Origin of the sequence: Paraburkholderia franconis (assembly GCF_009362735.1) — a bacterium.
Classification (GTDB): Bacteria; Pseudomonadota; Gammaproteobacteria; order Burkholderiales; family Burkholderiaceae; genus Paraburkholderia; species Paraburkholderia franconis.
Window position 1 is genome coordinate 1 of sequence record NZ_WHNP01000103.1, and the last position, 19,313, is coordinate 19,313.

The 19,313-nt window shown below is 61.1% G+C and carries 14 protein-coding genes and 9 pseudogenes; 15 read left to right on the forward strand and 8 right to left on the reverse strand.

All coding sequences use genetic code 11. The features are described from left to right. Positions 1 to 179 (reverse strand): annotated as a pseudogene (locus tag GCT13_RS42850) (IS256 family transposase); the annotation flags it as partial. Between the two features lie 724 nt (positions 180 to 903). Between GCT13_RS42850 and GCT13_RS42860 the strand changes: the two are divergent. From GCT13_RS42860 to GCT13_RS42890, 7 genes and pseudogenes are all read left to right on the forward strand, one after another. Continuing rightward, positions 904 to 1,605: pseudogene (locus GCT13_RS42860) on the forward strand (ABC transporter ATP-binding protein); the annotation flags it as partial. Then, entirely contained in the window at positions 1,592 to 2,461 is an 870-nt protein-coding gene (locus GCT13_RS42865) for an ABC transporter permease (RefSeq protein WP_152767839.1), read from the forward strand. The pseudogene GCT13_RS42860 and the gene GCT13_RS42865, both read left to right, overlap by 14 nt. An 18-nt stretch (positions 2,462 to 2,479) precedes the next feature. Next, positions 2,480 to 3,267: pseudogene (locus GCT13_RS42870) on the forward strand (ABC transporter permease). Next, complete coding sequence (locus GCT13_RS42875) at positions 3,264 to 4,400, forward strand: NAD(P)/FAD-dependent oxidoreductase (RefSeq protein ID WP_152767840.1); 1,137 nt, start codon at positions 3,264 to 3,266, stop codon at positions 4,398 to 4,400. Before GCT13_RS42870 ends, GCT13_RS42875 begins: the two are co-directional and overlap by 4 nt. A 7-nt stretch (positions 4,401 to 4,407) precedes the next feature. Continuing rightward, positions 4,408 to 4,755 carry a (2Fe-2S)-binding protein gene (locus GCT13_RS42880; RefSeq protein ID WP_087740482.1) on the forward strand — a complete coding sequence of 116 codons (348 nt, stop codon included), beginning with the start codon at positions 4,408 to 4,410 and terminating at the stop codon, positions 4,753 to 4,755. After that, a pseudogene (locus tag GCT13_RS42885) lies at positions 4,745 to 5,440 on the forward strand (FAD-dependent oxidoreductase); the annotation flags it as partial. The gene GCT13_RS42880 and the pseudogene GCT13_RS42885, both read left to right, overlap by 11 nt. A 1-nt stretch (position 5,441) precedes the next feature. Next, positions 5,442 to 5,640: pseudogene (locus tag GCT13_RS42890) on the forward strand (transposase domain-containing protein); the annotation flags it as partial. A 411-nt stretch (positions 5,641 to 6,051) separates the two neighbouring features. Here GCT13_RS42890 and GCT13_RS50120 read toward each other — a convergent pair. Continuing rightward, positions 6,052 to 6,369, reverse strand: a pseudogene (locus GCT13_RS50120) (amidohydrolase); the annotation flags it as partial. A 151-nt stretch (positions 6,370 to 6,520) separates the two neighbouring features. Between GCT13_RS50120 and GCT13_RS42900 the strand changes: the two are divergent. Both GCT13_RS42900 and GCT13_RS42905 read left to right on the forward strand, forming a co-directional pair. Continuing rightward, positions 6,521 to 6,967: pseudogene (locus tag GCT13_RS42900) on the forward strand (Lrp/AsnC family transcriptional regulator); the annotation flags it as partial. A 1-nt stretch (position 6,968) separates the two neighbouring features. After that, positions 6,969 to 7,200 (forward strand): annotated as a pseudogene (locus GCT13_RS42905) (4Fe-4S dicluster domain-containing protein); the annotation flags it as partial. Between the two features lie 72 nt (positions 7,201 to 7,272). Here the strand turns inward: GCT13_RS42905 and GCT13_RS42910 are convergent. Beyond that, positions 7,273 to 7,464, reverse strand: a complete 192-nt coding sequence (locus tag GCT13_RS42910) for a hypothetical protein (protein WP_143811225.1) — start codon at positions 7,462 to 7,464, stop codon at positions 7,273 to 7,275. 182 nt (positions 7,465 to 7,646) lie between these two features. On the opposite strand from GCT13_RS42910, the gene GCT13_RS42915 reads away from it, so the two are divergent. The 4 genes from GCT13_RS42915 to GCT13_RS42930 all read left to right on the forward strand — a co-directional run bounded on the left by GCT13_RS42915 (position 7,647) and on the right by GCT13_RS42930 (position 11,186). Then, the gene (locus GCT13_RS42915; protein ID WP_321574995.1) at positions 7,647 to 8,834 is read left to right on the forward strand and encodes an NAD(P)/FAD-dependent oxidoreductase; all 1,188 of its coding nucleotides are present in this window, start codon (positions 7,647 to 7,649) and stop codon (positions 8,832 to 8,834) included. Between the two features lies 1 nt (position 8,835). After that, positions 8,836 to 9,207, forward strand: a complete 372-nt coding sequence (locus GCT13_RS50125) for a HutD/Ves family protein (RefSeq protein WP_235851235.1) — start codon at positions 8,836 to 8,838, stop codon at positions 9,205 to 9,207. Between the two features lie 299 nt (positions 9,208 to 9,506). Continuing rightward, complete coding sequence (locus GCT13_RS42925) at positions 9,507 to 10,256, forward strand: electron transfer flavoprotein subunit beta/FixA family protein (protein WP_321574996.1); 750 nt, start codon at positions 9,507 to 9,509, stop codon at positions 10,254 to 10,256. Continuing rightward, entirely contained in the window at positions 10,257 to 11,186 is a 930-nt protein-coding gene (locus tag GCT13_RS42930; protein ID WP_087740241.1) for an electron transfer flavoprotein subunit alpha/FixB family protein, read from the forward strand. 720 nt (positions 11,187 to 11,906) lie between these two features. On the opposite strand, the gene GCT13_RS42940 is transcribed toward GCT13_RS42930, so the two are convergent. The 5 genes from GCT13_RS42940 to GCT13_RS42960 are packed head-to-tail and all read right to left on the reverse strand — an operon-like array spanning position 11,907 to position 17,660. Next, positions 11,907 to 12,761 (reverse strand): ABC transporter permease, encoded by an 855-nt coding sequence (locus GCT13_RS42940; RefSeq protein WP_087740242.1) that lies wholly within the window; start codon positions 12,759 to 12,761, stop codon positions 11,907 to 11,909. Between the two features lie 2 nt (positions 12,762 to 12,763). After that, on the reverse strand, positions 12,764 to 14,038 hold the full coding sequence (locus tag GCT13_RS42945) for an ABC transporter permease (RefSeq protein ID WP_087740243.1): 1,275 nt from the start codon (positions 14,036 to 14,038) through the stop codon (positions 12,764 to 12,766). Positions 14,039 to 14,040: 2 nt separating this feature from the next. Beyond that, complete coding sequence (locus GCT13_RS42950; protein WP_087740244.1) at positions 14,041 to 15,183, reverse strand: ABC transporter ATP-binding protein; 1,143 nt, start codon at positions 15,181 to 15,183, stop codon at positions 14,041 to 14,043. A 10-nt stretch (positions 15,184 to 15,193) separates the two neighbouring features. After that, positions 15,194 to 16,276 carry an ABC transporter substrate-binding protein gene (locus GCT13_RS42955; protein ID WP_087740245.1) on the reverse strand — a complete coding sequence of 361 codons (1,083 nt, stop codon included), beginning with the start codon at positions 16,274 to 16,276 and terminating at the stop codon, positions 15,194 to 15,196. Positions 16,277 to 16,328: 52 nt separating this feature from the next. After that, complete coding sequence (locus tag GCT13_RS42960) at positions 16,329 to 17,660, reverse strand: amidase (protein WP_227747310.1); 1,332 nt, start codon at positions 17,658 to 17,660, stop codon at positions 16,329 to 16,331. 16 nt (positions 17,661 to 17,676) lie between these two features. Here GCT13_RS42960 and GCT13_RS42965 point away from each other — a divergent pair. Both GCT13_RS42965 and GCT13_RS42970 read left to right on the forward strand, forming a co-directional pair. Continuing rightward, positions 17,677 to 17,880, forward strand: a pseudogene (locus GCT13_RS42965) (IS6 family transposase); the annotation flags it as partial. Between the two features lie 550 nt (positions 17,881 to 18,430). Beyond that, positions 18,431 to 19,036, forward strand: a complete 606-nt coding sequence (locus GCT13_RS42970; protein ID WP_152767841.1) for a reverse transcriptase domain-containing protein — start codon at positions 18,431 to 18,433, stop codon at positions 19,034 to 19,036. The last annotated feature ends 277 nt before the right edge of the window (positions 19,037 to 19,313 follow it).

Consider the following 19,313-nt stretch of genomic DNA (forward strand, 5'->3'; position numbering starts at 1 on the left):
CGTACCACCGCGCGTTGTCCATGCAAGGTCTTGACGTTCTCGAATCGCTCCAGCAGCGCCGACAGCTCCGCTTCGATTGCCTGCTGAATCACTTGCCGCGCTCCGTGTCGCACCAATTCGTCCAGGCCCAGACCGACTTCCGATAGACCGACAACTGCTTTTTCCGTAAACTTGCTCATGGTGGATGGTTTGTTGTTTGCTGGTTTCCGACTTCGACAATCAGATTCTCAGCTGAAACCTCCACCGCCTTCAATCTCCCGCCTCAACTCCCCCGTACACCAGTTCCGACTTTAGCTCGCAATATCGGGGTGGGACCTTGTCGGCGCACTGCCCTTACCCATTGAGGCCGTCGAGGAGCGAACGACTGACGGAGACACGCGCTGGGTACAACGCGGTGCTTATGATCTGACAGGAGAAAACCCGCACGCATACACATCTGAAGAAGGCATACCGCGCGCAGTGGCCTTGTACGGTACGTTGCCGGAGCAGCTCGCCGACCCTGCCTCTTTCGCCTCGCAACTCAAGCGTCTCCTCGCTGTGCGAGACTCGTACGGCATTGCCTCGAGTAGGCAAATCGAGGTTCCTGACGTTGTCGCGCCAGGCCTCCTAGTAATGGTTCACGAACTTCCTGCAGGGAAAGAGACTCAGATTACAGCTCTGAACTTTGGCGCAAGCACCGTCGATGAGACTATTACGCTACCCTGCACCGCGCCAGGACCTGTCATCGACATGCTCGCCGATTCGGTTATCGGTCACCTCGACGAACTGGGTAAGCTGCGAATAGTGCTTGAGGGTCACCGAGGTGTATCACTGAAAATTGCGAGTTCTCTTTCCAGTTGACGTGCATTAAGGGGCGCACACCCGGCAATATCCCGGCAGTTGAATCAGACGCAGCGCTTCCGAAAGGGCCTCGACACGCGTTATCCGAAGGAACTGTCGGGCGGCCAGCGCCAGCGCGTCGCCATTGCGCGGGCGCTCGCGATGCGGCCCGAGCTGCTGCTGCTCGACGAACCGATGTCGAATCTCGACGCGAAGCTGCGCGAGGAAATGCACATCGAACTGCGCGCGATCCAGAAGCGTCTCGGCATCACGACGATCCTTGTCACGCACGATCAGATCGAAGCGATGACGATGAGCGACCGCATCGCGGTGATGCAGCGCGGGCGCATCGCGCAACTGAGCACGCCGTTCGATGCTTACGAGCGCCCCGCCACGCCGTTCGCGTCGACATTTCTCGGCCGCGCGAACACGCTACCGGGGGAAGTGCTCAGGCGCAATCCGCGCTGCGCGGAGGTCGACGTCGCGGGCACGACGCTGCATGTGCCGCACGAAGGCCGCGACGTGCAGGGCGTGGTGCACGTGTACATCCGTCCGGAGAAAGTGCGTCTGGCGAACGGCGACGCACGTATGCACGGGCGCATCGCGACCCGCGTGTTCATCGGCAATCAATGGCTGCTCGAAGTCGACACCGAGCTCGGCAAGCTGCATGTCGCGCAGCCGAACTACGGCGCGCCGCCGCCCGAGGAAGGCCGCGAAGTCGGCCTCTCGTTCACCGACGACGACCTGCGCGTGCTGACACGGGAGAGCGCCCATGGCAACGCTTGACGACTCGCGCGCGGACGTCGCGCCGTGGCTGCTGTCGGCGCCCGCGCTGCTGCTGTTCGGCGCGCTGCTCTTCGTGCCGCTCGTGCTGACGCTGCTGTCGTTTCGCGTCTTCAGCGACGTGGCCGGCGTGCAGGCCGCCTACACGCTCAAGCACTACGCCGAAGTACTGAGCAATCCGTACTACGACGAGATCTTCCTGCGCACGGCGGGTCTCGCGCTGGCCGTGACGCTGCTGAGCGTGCTGCTCGGCGTCCCCGAGACGATCGTGCTCGCACGCATGAAGCGGCCGTGGCAGTCGCTGTGCCTGCTGATCGTGCTCGGGCCGCTCCTGATTTCGGTCGTGGTGCGCACGCTCGGCTGGCAGATTCTGCTCGGCAACAACGGCGTGCTCAACGACGCGCTGCAGGCATTGCATGTCACGTCCGAGCCGATCCGCCTCGTCTTCACGATGACGGGCATGATCATCGCGCTCACGCATGTGCTGGTGCCGTTCATGGTGATGTCCGTGTGGGCGACGCTGCAAAAACTCGATCCGCAGGTCGAATGGGCGGGACTGTCGCTCGGCGGCTCGCCGCTGCGCGTGTTCCGCCGCGTGGTGCTGCCGCAGATCATGCCCGGCGTGCTGTCCGGCTCGATCATCGTGTTCGCGCTGTCCGCGTCCGCATTCGCGACGCCCGCGCTGATCGGCGGCCGCCGTCTGAAGGTCGTCGCGACGGCCGCATACGACGAGTTTCTCGGCACGCTGAACTGGCCGCTCGGCGCGAGCATCGCAGTGCTGCTGCTGATCGCGAACATCGCGATCGTGATGGGTTGCAGCCGTCTCGCCGAACGCCGCTTCAAGCACATTTTCGAGTGACGCGATGAGGGTGACGCCATGAAACAGAACGGATTCTGGGGCCTGCTGTTCAACGCGCTGTTCCTCACTTTCATCCTCGCGCCGCTCGTCGTCGTGCTGCTGGTAGCGTTCACCGACAAGGGCTTCATTTCGATGCCGTTCGATGGCGCGTCGCTGCGTTGGTTTCGCACGATCCTCGACAACGGCGACATCGTCTCGGCGTTCTGGCTGTCGGTACGGCTCGCGTTCGCGGCAGCGACGATCGGCGTCGCGCTCGCAGTGCCCGCCGCGCTTGCGATCGCGCGTTACCGCTTCGCGGGCCGCGCCGCACTGATGAGCTTCTTCCTCTCGCCGATGATGATTCCTGCCGTCGTGCTCGGCATTGCATTCCTGCGCTTCCTGTCGCTGCTGAACCTGAGCGGCTCGTTCTGGGCACTCGTCGCGACGCACGTGATCATCGTGCTGCCGTACGCGCTGCGGCTTGCACTGTCGTCGGCCGCCGGACTCGACTGCGATGCCGAGCGCGCCACGCTGTCGTGCGGCGCGAGCCGCTTCACCGCGTCGTGCTGCCGATGATCCGCACGGGCGTCGCGGGCGGCTGGGTGCTGTCGTTCATCCAGAGCTTCGACGAACTAACGATGACGATATTCGTCGCGACGCCCGGCACGACCACGCTGCCCGTCGCCATGTACAACCAGATCGCGCAGACCATCGATCCCCTCGTCGCTTCCGTGTCGGCGGTGCTGATCGTCGGCACGGTCCTGCTGATGGTGCTGCTCGACCGCATGGTCGGACTGGACCGCATCCTGATCGGAGAAGCTCGATGACCCGCACTACATCCGCCAACCCCGACGTCCTCGTGCTGGGTGGCGGGCTGGTCGGTTCCGCCGTCGCCTGGGGCCTCGCACGCGAAGGCGCGTACGTGAGCGTGCTCGATCAGGGCGACGGCGCGTTTCGCGCGTCGCGCGGCAACTTCGGGCTCGTCTGGATTCAGGGCAAAGGCTATGGCCTGTCGCCGTATGCGCGCTGGTCGCGCAGCTCTGCGACGCGCTGGCCGGCGCTTGCCACCGCGCTGCTCGACGAAACGGGCATCGACGTCGCGCTGCGTCAGCCAGGCGGCTTTCACTTCTGCTTCTCCGACGACGATCTCGCCGAGCGCGCAAAGCGGCTCGGCACGCTGCAACGCGAGCTGGGCGACTACCCGTATCAGCTGCTCGATGCGCGCGAAGTGCGCGAACGCCTGCCGGAGATCGGGCCGGATGTGCTCGGCGCGAGCTACACGCCGATGGACGGGCACGTCAATCCGTTCAAGCTGCTGCGCGCGCTGCATATGGGCATGCAGAGGCGCGGCGTGAAGCTCGTCAACGGCGAGGAAGCGCTGCGCATCGCGGCCGAAAGCGGCGGTTTCGCCGTGCAGGGCAAGCGCGGCACGTATCGCGCGGCGCGCGTGGTGCTGGCTGCGGGCCTCGGCAATCGTGCGCTCGCGCCGCACGTCGGGCTGCACGCGCCTGTCGCGCCGAATCGCGGCCAGGTGCTGATCAGCGAGCGCGTCGCGCCGTTCCTGCACTACCCGACGCTCAACGTCCGTCAAACGGACGAAGGCACCATCCAGTTCGGCGATTCGATGGAAGAAGTCGGCTTCGACGATTTCACGACGACGCCCGTCCTGTCCGATTTCGCGCGACGCGGCGTGCGCGCATTTCCGTTGCTGAAGAACGTGCGGCCGGTTCGCACCTGGGCCGCACTGCGGGTCTACAGCCCGGACGGCTTTCCGATCTACGACGAGTCCGCGCGTCATCCGGGCGCATTCGTCGTCACGTGCCATAGCGGCGTGACGCTCGCCGCGGCGCACGCGCTGCGCGTCGCGCCGTGGATCGCCGGTGGCGCGATGCCCGACGAAATTCCCGCTTTCTCGGGCAGCCGCTTCACCGAATCCGCTGCTCTCATTCCCGCTCACTGAATCCGCCATGACTTCCACACTGCTACCACTATTCAAGGCCCTGCCCGCCGCCGATGCTTCCGTCGACATCTGGTTCAACGATCAGCCGCTGCGCGTGCCGGGCAGCCGGTCGGTGGCCGCGGCGCTGCTTGCCGCCGGCATTGCGCGCTTTCGCGCGACGCCCGTCTCGGGCGCGCCGCGCGCGCCGTATTGCATGATGGGCGCGTGCTTCGAGTGTCTCGTCGAGATCGACGGCGTGCCGAGCCGGCAAAGCTGCATGGTGACCGTGCGCGACGGCATGCGCATCCGTTCGCAGGAAGGCGCGCGCGATCTGCCGCCCGTCGCCGTATCACTGGAGGATGCTCATGGCCGCTGAATACGAAGCAGGACTCGTGTCCGGCTTCGCCGCCGAAGCCGTCGATGTCGTGGTGGTCGGCGCCGGTCCCGCCGGCATGAGCGCGGCGACGCGCGCGGCGAGCGCGGGACTGTCCGTCGTGCTTCTCGATGAGCAGGATGCCGTCGGCGGGCAGATCTATCGCGCGATCGGCCGCGCCGATGGGCGCCGCAAGGAGATTCTCGGCCCCGACTACGCCGCGGGCGCTGCCGTCGCCGACGCGTTCGCACGCTCCGGCGCGCGGCATGTCGCGCATGCGTCGGTGTGGCAGGTCACGCGCGAGCGTTCCGTGCATTGCCTCAAAGACGGCAAGGTCGGCAGCTTCGACGCGCGGCGCGTGATTCTCGCGACAGGCGCGCTCGAGCGTCCGTTCCCGATTCCTGGCTGGACGCTGCCCGGCGTGCTGACGGCGGGCGCCGCGCAAATCCTGTTGAAAAGCGCGGGCGAAGTGCCCACTGAGCCGCCGGTGCTGGCGGGCTGCGGGCCGCTGCTGTATCTGCTCGGCTGGCAGTACGTGCGCGCCGGCGTGCCGATCCGCGCGCTCGTCGATACGACGCGTCACGAGGACCGCTGGCGAGCGAAAAAGCATCTGCTGTCCGCGCTGCGAGCGTGGCCGTTTCTGAGCAAGGGCTTGAAACTGATCCGCACGCTGCGCGATGCTGGCGTGCTGGGCCCTGGGAAGGGCGAACTGGCTCTTTGCGCGCGGGGCAACGTGCAGCCGCAATCATGAGCCTGATTCGATCAGCGCGGCTCAACGGCCATGATCCATACGTCTACCTCAAAGACGTACTGAACCGCTTGCCAACGCATCGCGCCGACGACATCGCTCAGCTACTGCCTCATCGCTGGGCGCCGGTTACCGCCTGATCGCCAGCGGGCACTCCCCGGGGTGCCATTGCCGCGCGCTTACATTAAGACGTGCGCACAGCAGGGAACACCTAGTCGCCGTAGGAATGACAGTCGCCGATCACCCCGTCCACACATCCGTACGGGCGGAATTGCCGTATACGGCTCCTGCCCTTGGGTCGCGACGATCAGACGCTGGTTCGGGTAGGGATGGCAATGTGGGCGCGGGGCAGCCAGAGTGCGTTGAGACGGCTCATAGGCTGCCGGGTCATGCGGTGCTTCTGACTTCGGCGGCGCAGCGTGCGGAACCACAGCCGACCGACGGCTTGACGAAACTGGCCGATACGTGTGCCGTGCTGATACGGGCACCCCAAAGATGAACCGGACAGTACCATTGAAGTCTCGCCTTTGCGCGAGCAATCGCGCCGCTCACAAGATCATCGACATGTGTCCGTCGTGTCCGCATGCACGCATTTTCCGGCAGTTCGTGAAGCATGCTCCCGCTCGTGCGCCTGCTCCGCGATATTTGGCGCATCCATATCGGCGTGGTCCGGTCGCTCGTTTGCCGTCGCCGACCGTCAGATTGGCAACCAGTCCGGTTCCCGCCAATGCCGCGATGAACCTCCAGTCCAAGCGTCTCTCGACGATGTTCGCCACGTAGTCGGAGGTATTCACCTCCTAGCCGGTTTGCGGGTGTTGATGCAGATATCGGCGCCAGCTTTTCAACTGGCCCTGCAGAGTGCTTTCCATTCTCGGACGTCCTTGCGGTGTAAATGCTCTGGAGCGTTGGGCTCGGCGTCGGTTCGTTGCGGCTACGCCCACACCAGTGAAGTCAGTAGCGGAATTCTATTTCGGAACATGGGCAACAAATGCATCTCTTGGTGGCCACTTATGCAAAGATATCTCATTCTGTCCGTCTACTTCGACACGGTGTACTCTCGACCAATTCGATCGGAATCTACTTATGGAGGTGCAACGCGACGCGCAGCTTCCACAGAACGAACTTGGCGCGCGCGTGAACCTGTCGACTGCCGCCGTCAACCGGCGGCTGCGACGCCTCGCGGACGAAGGCGTCATCCAGAACTACACCGCTGTCGTCGCACCGGACAAGGTCGGCTATCCGTTGACGATCATCGCTTCCGTCGAGGTCGAGAGCAAGCAGATCGATTTGCTCGATGCGATGAAGCGCACCTTCGCGCAATGTCCGCAAATCCAGCAGTGCTACTACGTCGCGGGCGAATGGGACTTCGTGCTGGTGATGACAGTGCGCGACATGGACGAGTACACCGCCCTCACGCGGCAGCTCTTCTTCTCGAACAACAACGTCAAGCGCTTCAAGACGCTGGTGAAATCCGGCTGTTCCGATCAATGTCAACCTGCGGCAATATGCGGGGCCCCGAAAGCCGCTATTGCCCGGCTAGCGTCTATGAGTTCGTCGAGACCGGAGATGGTCATGAGCGGCTGGTTATCAATGCGCAGAACTGTGTGAATTGCAAGACATGCGACATCAAGGATTCGACTCAGAACACGGTCTGGGTGCCTCCTGAGGGCGGCGGCGGACCCAACTACACGGATATGTAGCAGCGCGCGTGTTCTATAAACGGCGACCTCCGTTGCAGTCCTGTCCATGCGGTGGATGGTTGGCTGGCTCGACTATGCTCGCCCGCCGCTAAAATAAAAGGCACATGAGGCAATCAGCATCGCCAGGCCGATCACCTCGGAAACCACCGCCGCGCGCGGCGGTGGCAGGAAAAGCCGCAGCAAACAGCGCGCGGTCAGGCAACTTAACAATGCGATCGCGATTGCAGCCATCGCCACCAAAGCACCTCTTGCAATCTCTTGCATCTGATTTTTTCACCCGCCCGGGCACATGGTAAAGCTCCATAGTGCCACGCATCGGACTGCTTCTGTCGCATCGCTCGCGCCTGATCTTCATCTTATGGGCGATTAACAGAATTGCTTATGCAGACGTAGGCCTTCACATTGGAGCGCAGACTGAGCACATCAATTTGACAAAGGGCTCGTCCGTGAACAAGTACGATATGGTTGTGATAGGCGCGGGCGTGATCGGGACGTCTGTTGCCTTTCACCTGTCAAAGCTCGGTGCAAAGCGTGTGCTGTTGCTTGATCGGGCGACAGTCGGCGCCGGCACAACGGCTCAGTCGTCCGGGATCCTGCGTACGCACTATTCGGTAAAGGAAAACGTCGAACTGGCGCGCAAGTCCTGGTCGGTGTTTAACGACTTCCCCAACTATCTCGGAGACGACGAAGCGTCGTGCGGCCTCGTCAAATGCGGCTACATGATCGTCGCAGCCGAGGGTGACAAGCTCAAACCGCTGCGCGCATCGCTCGATCAGCAGAAACAGCAGGGCATTCCGCTCGAACTGCTCGACGCGCGCCAGGCGCAAGAACTGATGCCGATCGCAACCTTCGACGACGCTGCGCTCATCGGCTACGAGCCAGAAGCCGGTTTCGCCGACGCCTATCTCACCGCGACCGGTTTTGCACGCGCCGCGCGTCGCGGCGGCGTGACAATCCGCGAAAACGTCGCCGTCAACAAGTTGCTCATCGAAAATGGAAAGGTAGTTGGCGTATCGACCAGCGCCGGAGATTTCGCGGCCGGCATCGTCATCAGCACGCAAAACATCTGGACGCCGGAACTCGCCGGCTGGACCGGCAAGACACTGCCGATCGCCCCCGAGCGTCACGCGGTACTTGCGCTCGAATGTGCGGAAGCGCCCTACACATTCACGATGCCCGTGTTTAAGGATCTCGCGTCGGAAGGCATGCTCTATTATCGCAGCTACGGCGGCAACCAGATGCTGGTCAGCGAAGGCGTTGTCGGGGAAAAACTGAATACTGCCGACACCGAACAGGGCGACATTCCGATGGACTACATCGTCGACGTTGGCGCGCAGGTCGCGGAGCGGTTCCCCGCCTACGAGACCGCGGGCATTGCGTCGTCGTGGACGGGCGTGTACGACGTGACGCCGGACTGGAATCCGGTGCTCGGCCCGCTGCCAGGCATCGAAGGTCTGGTGGTCGGCTACGGCTTTTCGGGCCACGGCTTCAAGCTCTGGCCGACGGTCGGCAAGATCCTCGCGCAATGCGCGCTCGGTTTGCCGACGGATGTATCGCTCAAACCGTATTCGATCGAACGCTTCACAACCGGCAAGCTCCTGACCGGCAAGTATGGGCTCGGCGCCGTCTCCTGACGTGAAGGCACCTGCCGGCCTTGCGATCCGGCCGCTCACGTCGTTCGCATCGCAACCTTGGCGCAACGGCGGCGGCACCATGCGGATGCTCGCGGAAGAAGTCGACGGCGGCTGGCGCATCAGCCTCGCGGATGTCGAACGCGACGGTCCGTACTCGCGGTTCGCCGGCATGACGCGCGTGTCGCTCGTCATGCAAGGCGCAGGTGTCACGCTAGACGATGGCGCGACGCGCGTCGAACTGCAACCCGGTCGCCCATCCGAATACGACGGCGGCGCCACCTGGCAGGCCACGTTGCGCGACGGCCCTGTCGTCAAGCTCAACGCGATGGCCGCGCGCGGGCGCTACCGCGCGCACATCACGCCGCTGTACTAAGCGGCGTATGTGCAGGCCGGCTGCTTCGTAGTTATTGTGACGCTGTGCGGCAGTTGCATCGTTAGCGCGACAGACGGCGAAGATGCTATTGCGCTCGACGCTGCGCACGTCGCGACGCGGCTCTCCGACGGCCCTGCGCTCGATCTTGCGCCGTCGCGCGACGAAGACGACGGCAAAGTGTCAACCGAAGCACCAACAGATGCCCGCGCGCCATACGGTGCGCTTGTCATCATCGAACCCGTGTCACGCGGCTCGCACGCCGCGCACGCCGACTCTCTCCCGAGCAAAGGAAAGCATGCGTGAAGGTTATGGCAGCAGTGAAGCGTGTTGTCGATTACAACGTGAAGGTTCGCGTGAAGGCGGACCAGACGGGCGTCGATATCGGCAATGTAAAGATGTCGATGAATCCGTTCGACGAAATCGCCATCGAAGCAGCGACACGCCTGAAGGAAGCCGGCCACGCTAGCGACGTCATCGCAGTAACGTGCGGCCCGACGCAGAGCGCGGAAACGCTGCGCACGGCGCTCGCCATCGGCGCGGACCGCGCGCTGCACATCCAGACAGACGTTGAGCTGCAACCGCTTGCGGTCGCGAAACTGTTGAAGGCGGCAGTCGAACGCGAGCAGCCGCAACTGGTCATTCTTGGCAAGCAGGCCATCGACGACGACGCCGGACAGACAGGCCAGCTGCTCGCCGCGCTGCTCGACTGGCCGCAGGCGACGTTTGCTAGCGCCATCGAGATTCAGGGCAACACGGCAACCGTCACGCGTGAAGTGGACGGCGGATTCGAAGTGATTGAGCTAGACCTGCCGGCTGTCGTGACAACCGATCTGCGCCTGAACGAGCCACGCTACGTGACGCTGCCCAGCATCATGAAGGCGAAGAAAAAGCCGCTAGATATCCTCACACCGGTCGAACTCGGGGTCGATCCGGCGCCGCGTCTGAAGACATTGAAAGTCGTCGAGCCGGCAGCGCGCAAGGCCGGCGTGCGCGTTCCTGACGTCGCCACGCTGATTGACAAACTCAGAAACGAAGCGAAGGTAATCTGAATGACCACTCTCGTCATTGCCGACCATGACGCCTCTGTACTCAAGCCCGCCACGCTGCACACGGTGAACGCCGCGCGCCAGTTGAATAACCGTGTGCACGTGCTCGTCGTCGGGCACGATGTAGGCGCCGCCGCGAAAGCGGCCGCCGCGATACAAGGCGTCGACAAGGTGATCCTGATTGACGCGCCGCAGCTCGCCGACGGTCTCGCCGAGAACGTCGCCACGCAGGTGCTGATGCTCGCGCCGTCGTACACGCACGTGCTGTTCTGCGCGACCGCCTCCGGCAAGAACGTCGCACCGCGTGTCGCCGCGAAGCTTGACGCCTCGCAAATTTCCGATGTCACCGCGATTCATTCGGCCGATACCTTCGATCGCCCGATCTACGCGGGCAACGCGATCGCCACGGTCCAATGCAACGACCCGATCAAGGTCACCACGATTCGCACGACCGCGTTCGATGCCGCGCCCTCGGGTGGTGGCGGTGCGCCTATCGAAACGCACGACGCCGGCGAAGGCACGCGCCGCGCACGCTTCGTTCGTCGCGAGGTCGCAAAGAACGAGCGGCCGGAACTGACGTCGGCACCCATCGTCGTGTCGGGCGGGCGCGGCATGGGCAGCGCGGACAACTTCGCGCTACTCGATCCGCTGGCGCAGAAGCTCGACGCGGCAGTAGGTGCATCGCGCGCCGCGGTGGATTCAGGCTTCGTGCCAAACGACTGGCAGGTCGGACAGACCGGCAAGATTGTCGCACCGCAACTTTACATCGCGGTCGGCATTTCCGGCGCGATCCAGCATCTTGCCGGGATGAAGGACTCAAAGGTGATCGTCGCCATCAATAAAGATGCGGAAGCGCCGATTTTTAGCGTTGCCGACTACGGCCTTGTGGATGACCTTTTTACCGTCTTGCCAGAACTAACGAGCCGGATTTGACGGAGAGTGTTTGCAGGACGACCCTCCTGGCGCAAGCTCAGGAGGCGTCCCTGCTCCCCGAGAAACATGTATCTATGGTGCCCGAAGCGTGGGCTTTCAGGACCGCTGTTCCCGCGCCGCGCCAGCTCGGCGCACCGCATTCACATGAACCGTAAAAGTGCAATGCGATCGTCGTCGCATGCGGCAATGACCAGCCGCACGCTCTCCGTAACGCGCTTCACGCCACCTGGTACGCTTGTCGCGCGCAGTACGACGTATGACCGGAAGCTGGGAGTTGAAGGCGCTGAGCACGTTCCCGAGAACCGGAGCTCCTGAGTGACGGTGTCGTGGAAAGGTCGCGAGTATTGGCCGACCTTTGCGTGTACCGCCCGTTCGTACCCGACGTCGCCATCATAGAACGCTTCGCCTTCGACCGTGTGGGACGGGCAGACCCTCAGCCGATTGAAATGCGGCGTAAAGTCCAGATCGTCCGCGTCGACATTTCAGATCGATCACGCATGGATGATACGGTCCGCCAATCAAGGATGCGTTGAGGGCTCGCGCCACCCTCCGGACGGTTTCGCCAGCGGGTCCACAATGTCGCCCCGCATCGCCCCCCCCAAGGTTGCAGCTGAATGAGATCTTGCGGGATCTGTCTACCGGCATGGGGAGTCAGAACAAGCAGCGGTGAATTACCGCGTTCGACGATTGCGCGACCGAGATCAGACACGGGGCGCACTCCTACGATGGCCGTCGCACAAGTGCCGCTCTCTTGCGAAGTGCGCCGACCAGCCACATCATGACCAATGAGAGCAATATCCAGAGTGTCGGCGCAGCCAGAATCGCAGGACTGATTTGCTCACGAAGACCGGACCACATCTGCCTGGGCAATGTGAAGTACTGCGGACTTGGCAACAGAAACAGCGCGAAAACAACCTCGTCGAAAGACGTGATGAAGGCCAGGACTGCGCCCGCCGTTACGCCCGGCATGATGAGTGGTAGCGTGACCTTGCGAAAAACCATCCACGGTGGCGCCCCCATGATCGCGCCCGCTCTTTCAAATGAGCGATCCAGGCCGCTGACAGAAGCAAGGACGGTGACTACGACGAATGGGATCCCGAGCGCAGTATGCGCGGCAATCAGCCCCCAGAGATTATCGACCAGGCCAACTTTTGCGAAAACGAAATAGGTTCCGGCGCCTGTAACGATTGTCGGCACCACCATCGGTGCAAGGATAAAGCTCATCATGAGCGACCTGCCAGGCAGAAGGCGCTGCCTTAAACCTAACGCAGCCGCGGTCCCGATTGACGCCGCGAGAATGGTAGTCACGACGCCGACGACGAGGCTATTCCTCACCGAAAGCAACCAGCGAGGGTTGCTAAAGAATGAGTCATACCAACGAAGGGACCACGCATCGGTATGCAAGTGCAACATTGCCCGTGTGAATGTGAAATAGGGCTCGGCGTTGAAAGACAAAGGAATGATTACCAGGATCGGCGCAACAAGGAAAAGGAAGATCGTCGTGCAGATCAATACAAAAATAACGTTCCATCCTTTCTCGACGGGCGAGCGAAACGGCGGAGTGTGAATGTTCATGCTTATCCCATCCTCAGGTTTTCAGCACCGATCAGACGGTTGTAGACGAAATAAAGGGCCAGCACCACAACCAGTAGCACGATGCTCAGTGCAGCCGCCAGACCCCAGTTGAGCGACGTCTGAATATTGAAAGCAATCATATTGGAGATCATCTGTCCCGACTGTCCACCGACAAGAGCCGGTGTAATGTAGTACCCAAGGGCCAAGATCAACACCAGCAGCGCGCCAGCCCCGACGCCTGGGAGCGTGATAGGGAAATAGACCTTCCAGAAGGCGCTAAACCGTCCGGCACCGAGCGATTGCGCGGCCCGCATATAACTGGGAGGTACCGCGACCATCACGCTGTAAAGCGGAAGTATGAAGAACGGCAACAGGATGTGTGTCATCGCAATCAAGGTGCCAGTAAGGTTGTAGATCAGCATTACGCGATTGTTCTCATTTACCACGCCAGCGAGCACGAGAAGATCGTTCACGACGCCTTGGGACTGCAGCAGCACCATCCATGCGGTAACCCGAACCAGCATGGATGTCCAGAATGGAACCAGCACCAGGATCATCAGTCTGTTCGCGGTTGCCTTGGAACTCGTTGCCATCAGGTAAGCGATCGGATAGCCCATTACACCGCACAGAACCGTTACGGCGATAGCCACCCCAAAGGTCTTTAAATATAACGACCGGTAAATCCGCTCATCCTGCGGTTGGGAGGCAATACTTCCTTTTTCATCGCGGCGGAAGTCTAACGCCGATAGATAGTTGTCGAATGTGAATGCACGTGTGGCACGCGCCAGCATGGGCATTATTTCGGGTTCACTCCAGGTCGGGTCGACATTTGCGAACCACTGGGCGGTAGGCGCATCGTCAGTAGCCGCTGCGCGCCGGGCAGTACGTTCTACGACGGATCGCAGCCCTGGGCGCTCAGCGTTCAGTCGGCTCGCGACAATGCCCAGCTTGCCCTGATCTCTGGCCAAAACGAGATCGCGGGCCAGGCTCTGCCAGACCTGGTCCCCCGTTGTCACCTTCGACCCGCCATCGAGCGTACGAGCTGTATTTGGCAGAAGATCGCGCAATGTCGGATCATAGATACTGACCTGAAACATCTTGGCAATTGGCACGAGGAAGGTCAGCATGAGGAACAGAATCACTGGCGCGACCAGCAACAACGACTTCCGCGTCTGGCGCCGCCGTGCTTTTTGAACGCGCGTTTTCAATGCGGCGCCCCACTGTTCCTGAAATGAAGCGTCCGGGTTGTGCGTCTCGACCATAATTGTCGGGCTCATCGCTATCCTCCTACTGCCAGTAGCGCACGGCTGTCAGCCGAACGCCAGCCGATAGGCAACGTCTGCCCGGCCTGGAGGGAACCAAGGCTCGACGTATTCGCCAGTTTCACGGTGATATCGTTGCCGCTGGGGATTCGGCACGTAAGGCGAACGTGATCGCCGAAATACGTCGACTCTACGATCTGAGAACTCACCTGATTCTCGAGAGCTCCGTCCTGGCCCGCAAGCGATACCCTTTCCGGCCGCAAGACAAGGGTGACACGCGTACCCGCCATCAATGGCTTGCTCGCCAACGCTTCAAATCGGCAAGCGCCGTGCGTGATCTTTGCGCGATAGCTCCCGCTGTCCGACGCATAACACTCGTCTACAACGCCTTCCAGAAGGTTGTTGTCGCCGACGAACCGCGACACAAACTCCGTGTTTGGTGACTCATAAATCTCAGTCGGCGGCCCAATCTGTTCGATCACTCCATTGTTGAAAATGGCGACCCGATCGGACATTGCCAGGGCTTCGTCCTGATCGTGGGTCACATACACGACCGTAACGCCGAGCATCTTGTGCAGGTGCTTGATTTCGGTCTGCATGTGTTCGCGAAGCTGTTTGTCAAGCGCGCCAAGCGGCTCGTCCATCAAGACAAGAGTTGGCTCGAATACAAGCGCTCGAGCCAGCGCAATGCGCTGCTGCTGTCCCCCTGAAAGCTGCGCGGGCCGGCGGGACGCATAATCCTGCATCTTGACCATCTCCAAGGCCCGGGTTACGCGCTCGCCGACCTCGCTCCTTGACATTTTCCTTGCGACCAAAGGAAACGCCACGTTGTCTGCAATCGACATATGGGGAAACAGGGCATAGTTTTGGAACACCATGCCGATGCCTCGTTTATGTGGTGGCGTGGTGGTCAGGTCCACGCCACCCCCCGCAGTGGGTGCCTCAAAGCCTGCAAGCATCATCAGCGTCGTCGTTTTTCCTGAGCCCGACGGGCCCAGTAACGTGAGAAACTCGCCACGCCTGACTGATAGCGAGAGTGACTTGACGACGTGCGTACTGCCGTCGTAGCTCTTCTCGACCTGCGAGAAGACAACGTGGTCACTATCGACTCGTTCAGCATTCCCTAGTTCTCGCTGGTGGAAGACGTTTAGCATGTTCATAACGTTCCTCTCAGCGGGCCATCCACGCAGCCCAACGGCGATTGATTTCGTCCTGTTCGTCGTTCCAGAACGCCGTGTCGCTCGCGAGACCAACCTTCAGATTCGCAGGTGATGTCGGCAGATTCTCTCTCAGAGATGCGTCCACCAATGGCAATGCGGAACGACGCGCGGGGGCATAGCTGATGTATTTCGTCTGCGCAGCAAGCTGAGGCGCCGAAGTTGCAAAGCGAATAAAATCGAGCGCAGCCGCTTTATTCTTACTGGCCTTCGATACAGCAAACACATCACCGTTGATGATCTGGCCTTGCCAGAGAATACCGAAAGGCTTCTTGTCCTTGGTGATGGCGTCTGTGAATCTGCCATTGCCGCCTTCTGTCATCACGACCTCTCCATCGGCGAGAAGCTGGACAGACTGTGCCTGCGCCCCCCAGAAGATCGCGTTGGCCTTGATAGTGTCGAGTTTCTTGAGCGCGCGCTCGAGGCCGGCCGGCGTACGCAGGGTTGCATAAACCTTGTCTCGCGGTACGCCATCAGCCAGGAGCGCCCATTCCAGGTTTCCGTTCGGTTTGTTGCTTAGCCCGCGCTTGCCCGGGAACCGCTTCAAATCAAAGAAGTCAGCAATTGTTGTAGGCTGCGCCCCGGTAAACTTTCGCTTGTCATACGCAATCACGTTCGACCAGAGGATCGTTCCAACGCCGCAGTCCATCAGGGAACTCTGCACGAAGTCGGAAGACGCCGGCTTGCCATCCTGACCGTTTGGAAGCGAACTCGGCTTTATCGGGTCGATCAATCCTTCGTCGCATGCGCGAGCTGCATCCTGGAATTCAAGATCGATCACGTCCCACGCACCGGACCCCGCCTGCACCTGCGAACGAAGCTCTGCCAACCCGCCGTTGTAGTCAGCAGGAAGGACTTTGGTCCCGGTTTTTGCGGCGTACGGCTCAAAGAAGGCCTTCGATTGGCTCGCGGTATATGCCCCACCGAACGAGGCGACGACCAGTTGTTGTGCACTGGCAGGCGTGACAGGAAGAATCGCGCTCAGCAACACGAAGAGACAGGTCCGAGCGTGCTTCGATGTTTTGTGGATTTGCATACTAACCCCTTTACATTGCGTTGAAGTGGAATTCGCTACGGAGCTGCCACGTTTAAGTTCGCGCCAGTTCCTGTTCAAGATGTCGTGCAAGTTCAAGAATCGCTACGTCCATGCCTGGTGCGCCGATGAGCTGCACACTGACTGGCAATCCTTTGTCATCGGTGCCGGCAGGCAGTGCTACGGCCGGTGCGCCGACCAGATTGAAGAAGGACGTAAAAAGCGTCAGCGCGTTACCGATCGGGAGAAGTTGATCGCCGACTGGTATTCGACTACTGCCTGTTTCGGGCGCGACAATCGGGCATGTGGGAGTCAGGATCGCATCAATAGTCTCAAAGTGCCGAATGAACGACGCCCGGTACGCGCTCAGCAGCCGTTGGCATTGCACATAGCTTTCGGCGGATAACTGTTGACCCAGGACGAAGCCGCTGCGGATATCGTGCCCATACTTCTCATCTGACAACGCTATCAATGGCGAGTGATACGCCAAAGCTTCGGCGAGTTGAATCGTGAGAGATACGGTCCGAGATTCAGCATGTTCCGGCAGCTCAATCTCGTGGAAAGTAGCGCCGGACGACTTTAGAGCTGCAACTGCCAGTTCATATCCGGCTCGAACGCCAGGTTCCAGAACAGAGGTCCATCCCTTCGGAATCCCTATACGAAGGGAGTCCAGCGAGCCGTTAGTACCGAAGACATCCAGGTCAGTCAGCGAGTCGATCACCACGGAAACGTCATCCGCATTCCCTGCGATAATGCCCACATGGTCAAGCGTCCAGCAGAACGGAATGACGCCAGTGGAGTCCAACAGTCCGAACGTAGGTTTGAAGCCGGTTACTCCGCACAGCGCTGCCGGTACACGCACTGATCCCCCTGTATCGGTGCCCAACGCAAAGGGAACGATCCCGGCTGCAACCGCAGCAGCCGAGCCGCCACTGGAGCCCCCTGCCAAGCGCCGTTGGTCCCACGGGTTCACTGTCGTGCCGGTGAACTGATTCTCCCCGGTAGCACCATATGCGAACTCGTGCATGTTCGCTTTACCAACGAGGGCTGCCCCCGCTTCTGCCAGCTTCCGCACAACAACGGCATCTTCTTGCGGATAGTGTTCAGCCAAAACCTTGCTTCCCGCCGTGGTCCGGATCCCTTCAGTTTTGAAGACGTCTTTCGCCACGTACGGGATACCGTCGAGTATTCCCCGCCGTTTACCAAGTTGGCGGCGCTCATCGGCCGACCTTGCCTGAGCGCGACCGCGGTCACCGGTCACCGTAATCAGGCTCCTGAGCAACGCATTGGTCGCTTCCGCGAGCGCGAGGCTGTGATCAACAACCTCAAAGGCTGTGACAGGTAGTGTCGCAGTAAGGCGCTGCGGTAAGATTCGCCACCCCAACATGGTTGGTGGCCACACAATGGCGAAAACGAAGAAGACGCTGCCTCCAGGCATCGGCACAGTGCTCAAGCGCCTGCACTACCCGGTGGATGTGATTCTGCTGTGCGTGCGCTGGTATGTGGCCTACTCGCTGAGTCTGCGCAACCTCGAAGAAATGATGGCGGAACGCGGTGTTGACGTGGACCATTCGACGGTGCACCGCTGGGTCATCAAGCGTGTGCCGCAGGCACACGGAAAGGAGGTTCGAGCTGAACTGACGGACCGTGTACAAGCTGCATGAGAGATGAGGGTAGGCCCCTCGGAGTCGGCGTTCAGGCGCGGGCTCCAAACCACCCCAAGCTGCTGCGGTAAAGAGCCGTGGTGGTGAGCATTGGGGACAAAGCCCGAGGCCATACCTCGGGTAGGTATGGATCAGAGAGACGAACGAAAGTGAACCTTCCGATAACGCGTCGTAATCCAGAGACTTGTCGTCAAAACCAGGGGCAGCTTGATCTCCTGCGACAAGCCTGCCGGAAACCTGATTACTGGGCAGGCGGCGACCGGCGTAAAGGGGGCGTGAAGCTGATCCAGGCTCTTGTGTGGAACTGCGGGAACCAGTCGTTCCGATGTGAAGGGAGAAGCACAAGTGGTAGAAGCCACGAGGCGAGAGTACCGATGCGGAGCACTGGGACGGACCAACCCGTACGAGCGATGAAGGCTGGTAATGCGGCTGGAGCAAAGGGGTTGGGTCAGGCGGTCGAGCTTGGGGTTCAACTGGAAACAGGAGGAAACCCATGAGCACGACAAAACCGTTTGTCATTGACAAGTGGCTGGTGTACGAGGCTTTCAAGGCGGTTAAAGCCAATGCGGGATCGGCCGGGGTGGACCAACAGTCGCTCGCGGACTTCGAAGCGGACCTGAAAGGCAATCTGTACAAGATCTGGAATCGGATGTCCTCGGGCAGCTACTTCCCCGATCCGGTGAAAGCGGTCGCCATTCCGAAGAAGAATGGCGGGGAGAGAATTTTGGGAGTGCCAACTGTATCGGATCGTGTCGCCCAGATGGTGGTCAAACAGGCCATTGAACCTGAGATCGAGTCGATCTTCCTGCAGGACTCGTACGGCTACCGGCCCGGGAAATCGGCGCTGGATGCTGTTGGGGTAACCCGGGAGCGGTGCTGGAAATACGACTGGGTTCTTGAGTTTGATATTAAAGGCCTGTTTGACAACATCGACCATGATCTGTTACAGCGCGCGCTCAGAAGGCATATCAAGAGCGACTGGGCCATGCTGTACATTGACCGGTGGCTGAAGGCACCGCTGCAACTGTCGGACGGAACCCGGGTGGAACGCACCCGGGGGACACCGCAGGGCGGTGTCGTAGCTCCGGCAACAACATAGCAAACTCGCGGGTAATATGGGGCCTTCGCATGTCGAGGGAGTGTCTGGCGCCATGGTCCAGAGAACGTCCTGCCATTGATGCGGTTCTCGTGCTTGAGGCCGTTGCTCCCGCTAACCGGGAGCCCAATCGATGACACGGAGACGAAGCAAACACTGGCGAGTACGTCTCGCTTTTGAGCCGAACCGCTATTCCAGCGAACAACTGGAGAAGGCCTACGAGCAGCTCAGTCCGATCGATGCCCGAAGCACGAAGCGTTCATCGAACGCAAGGCCTGCG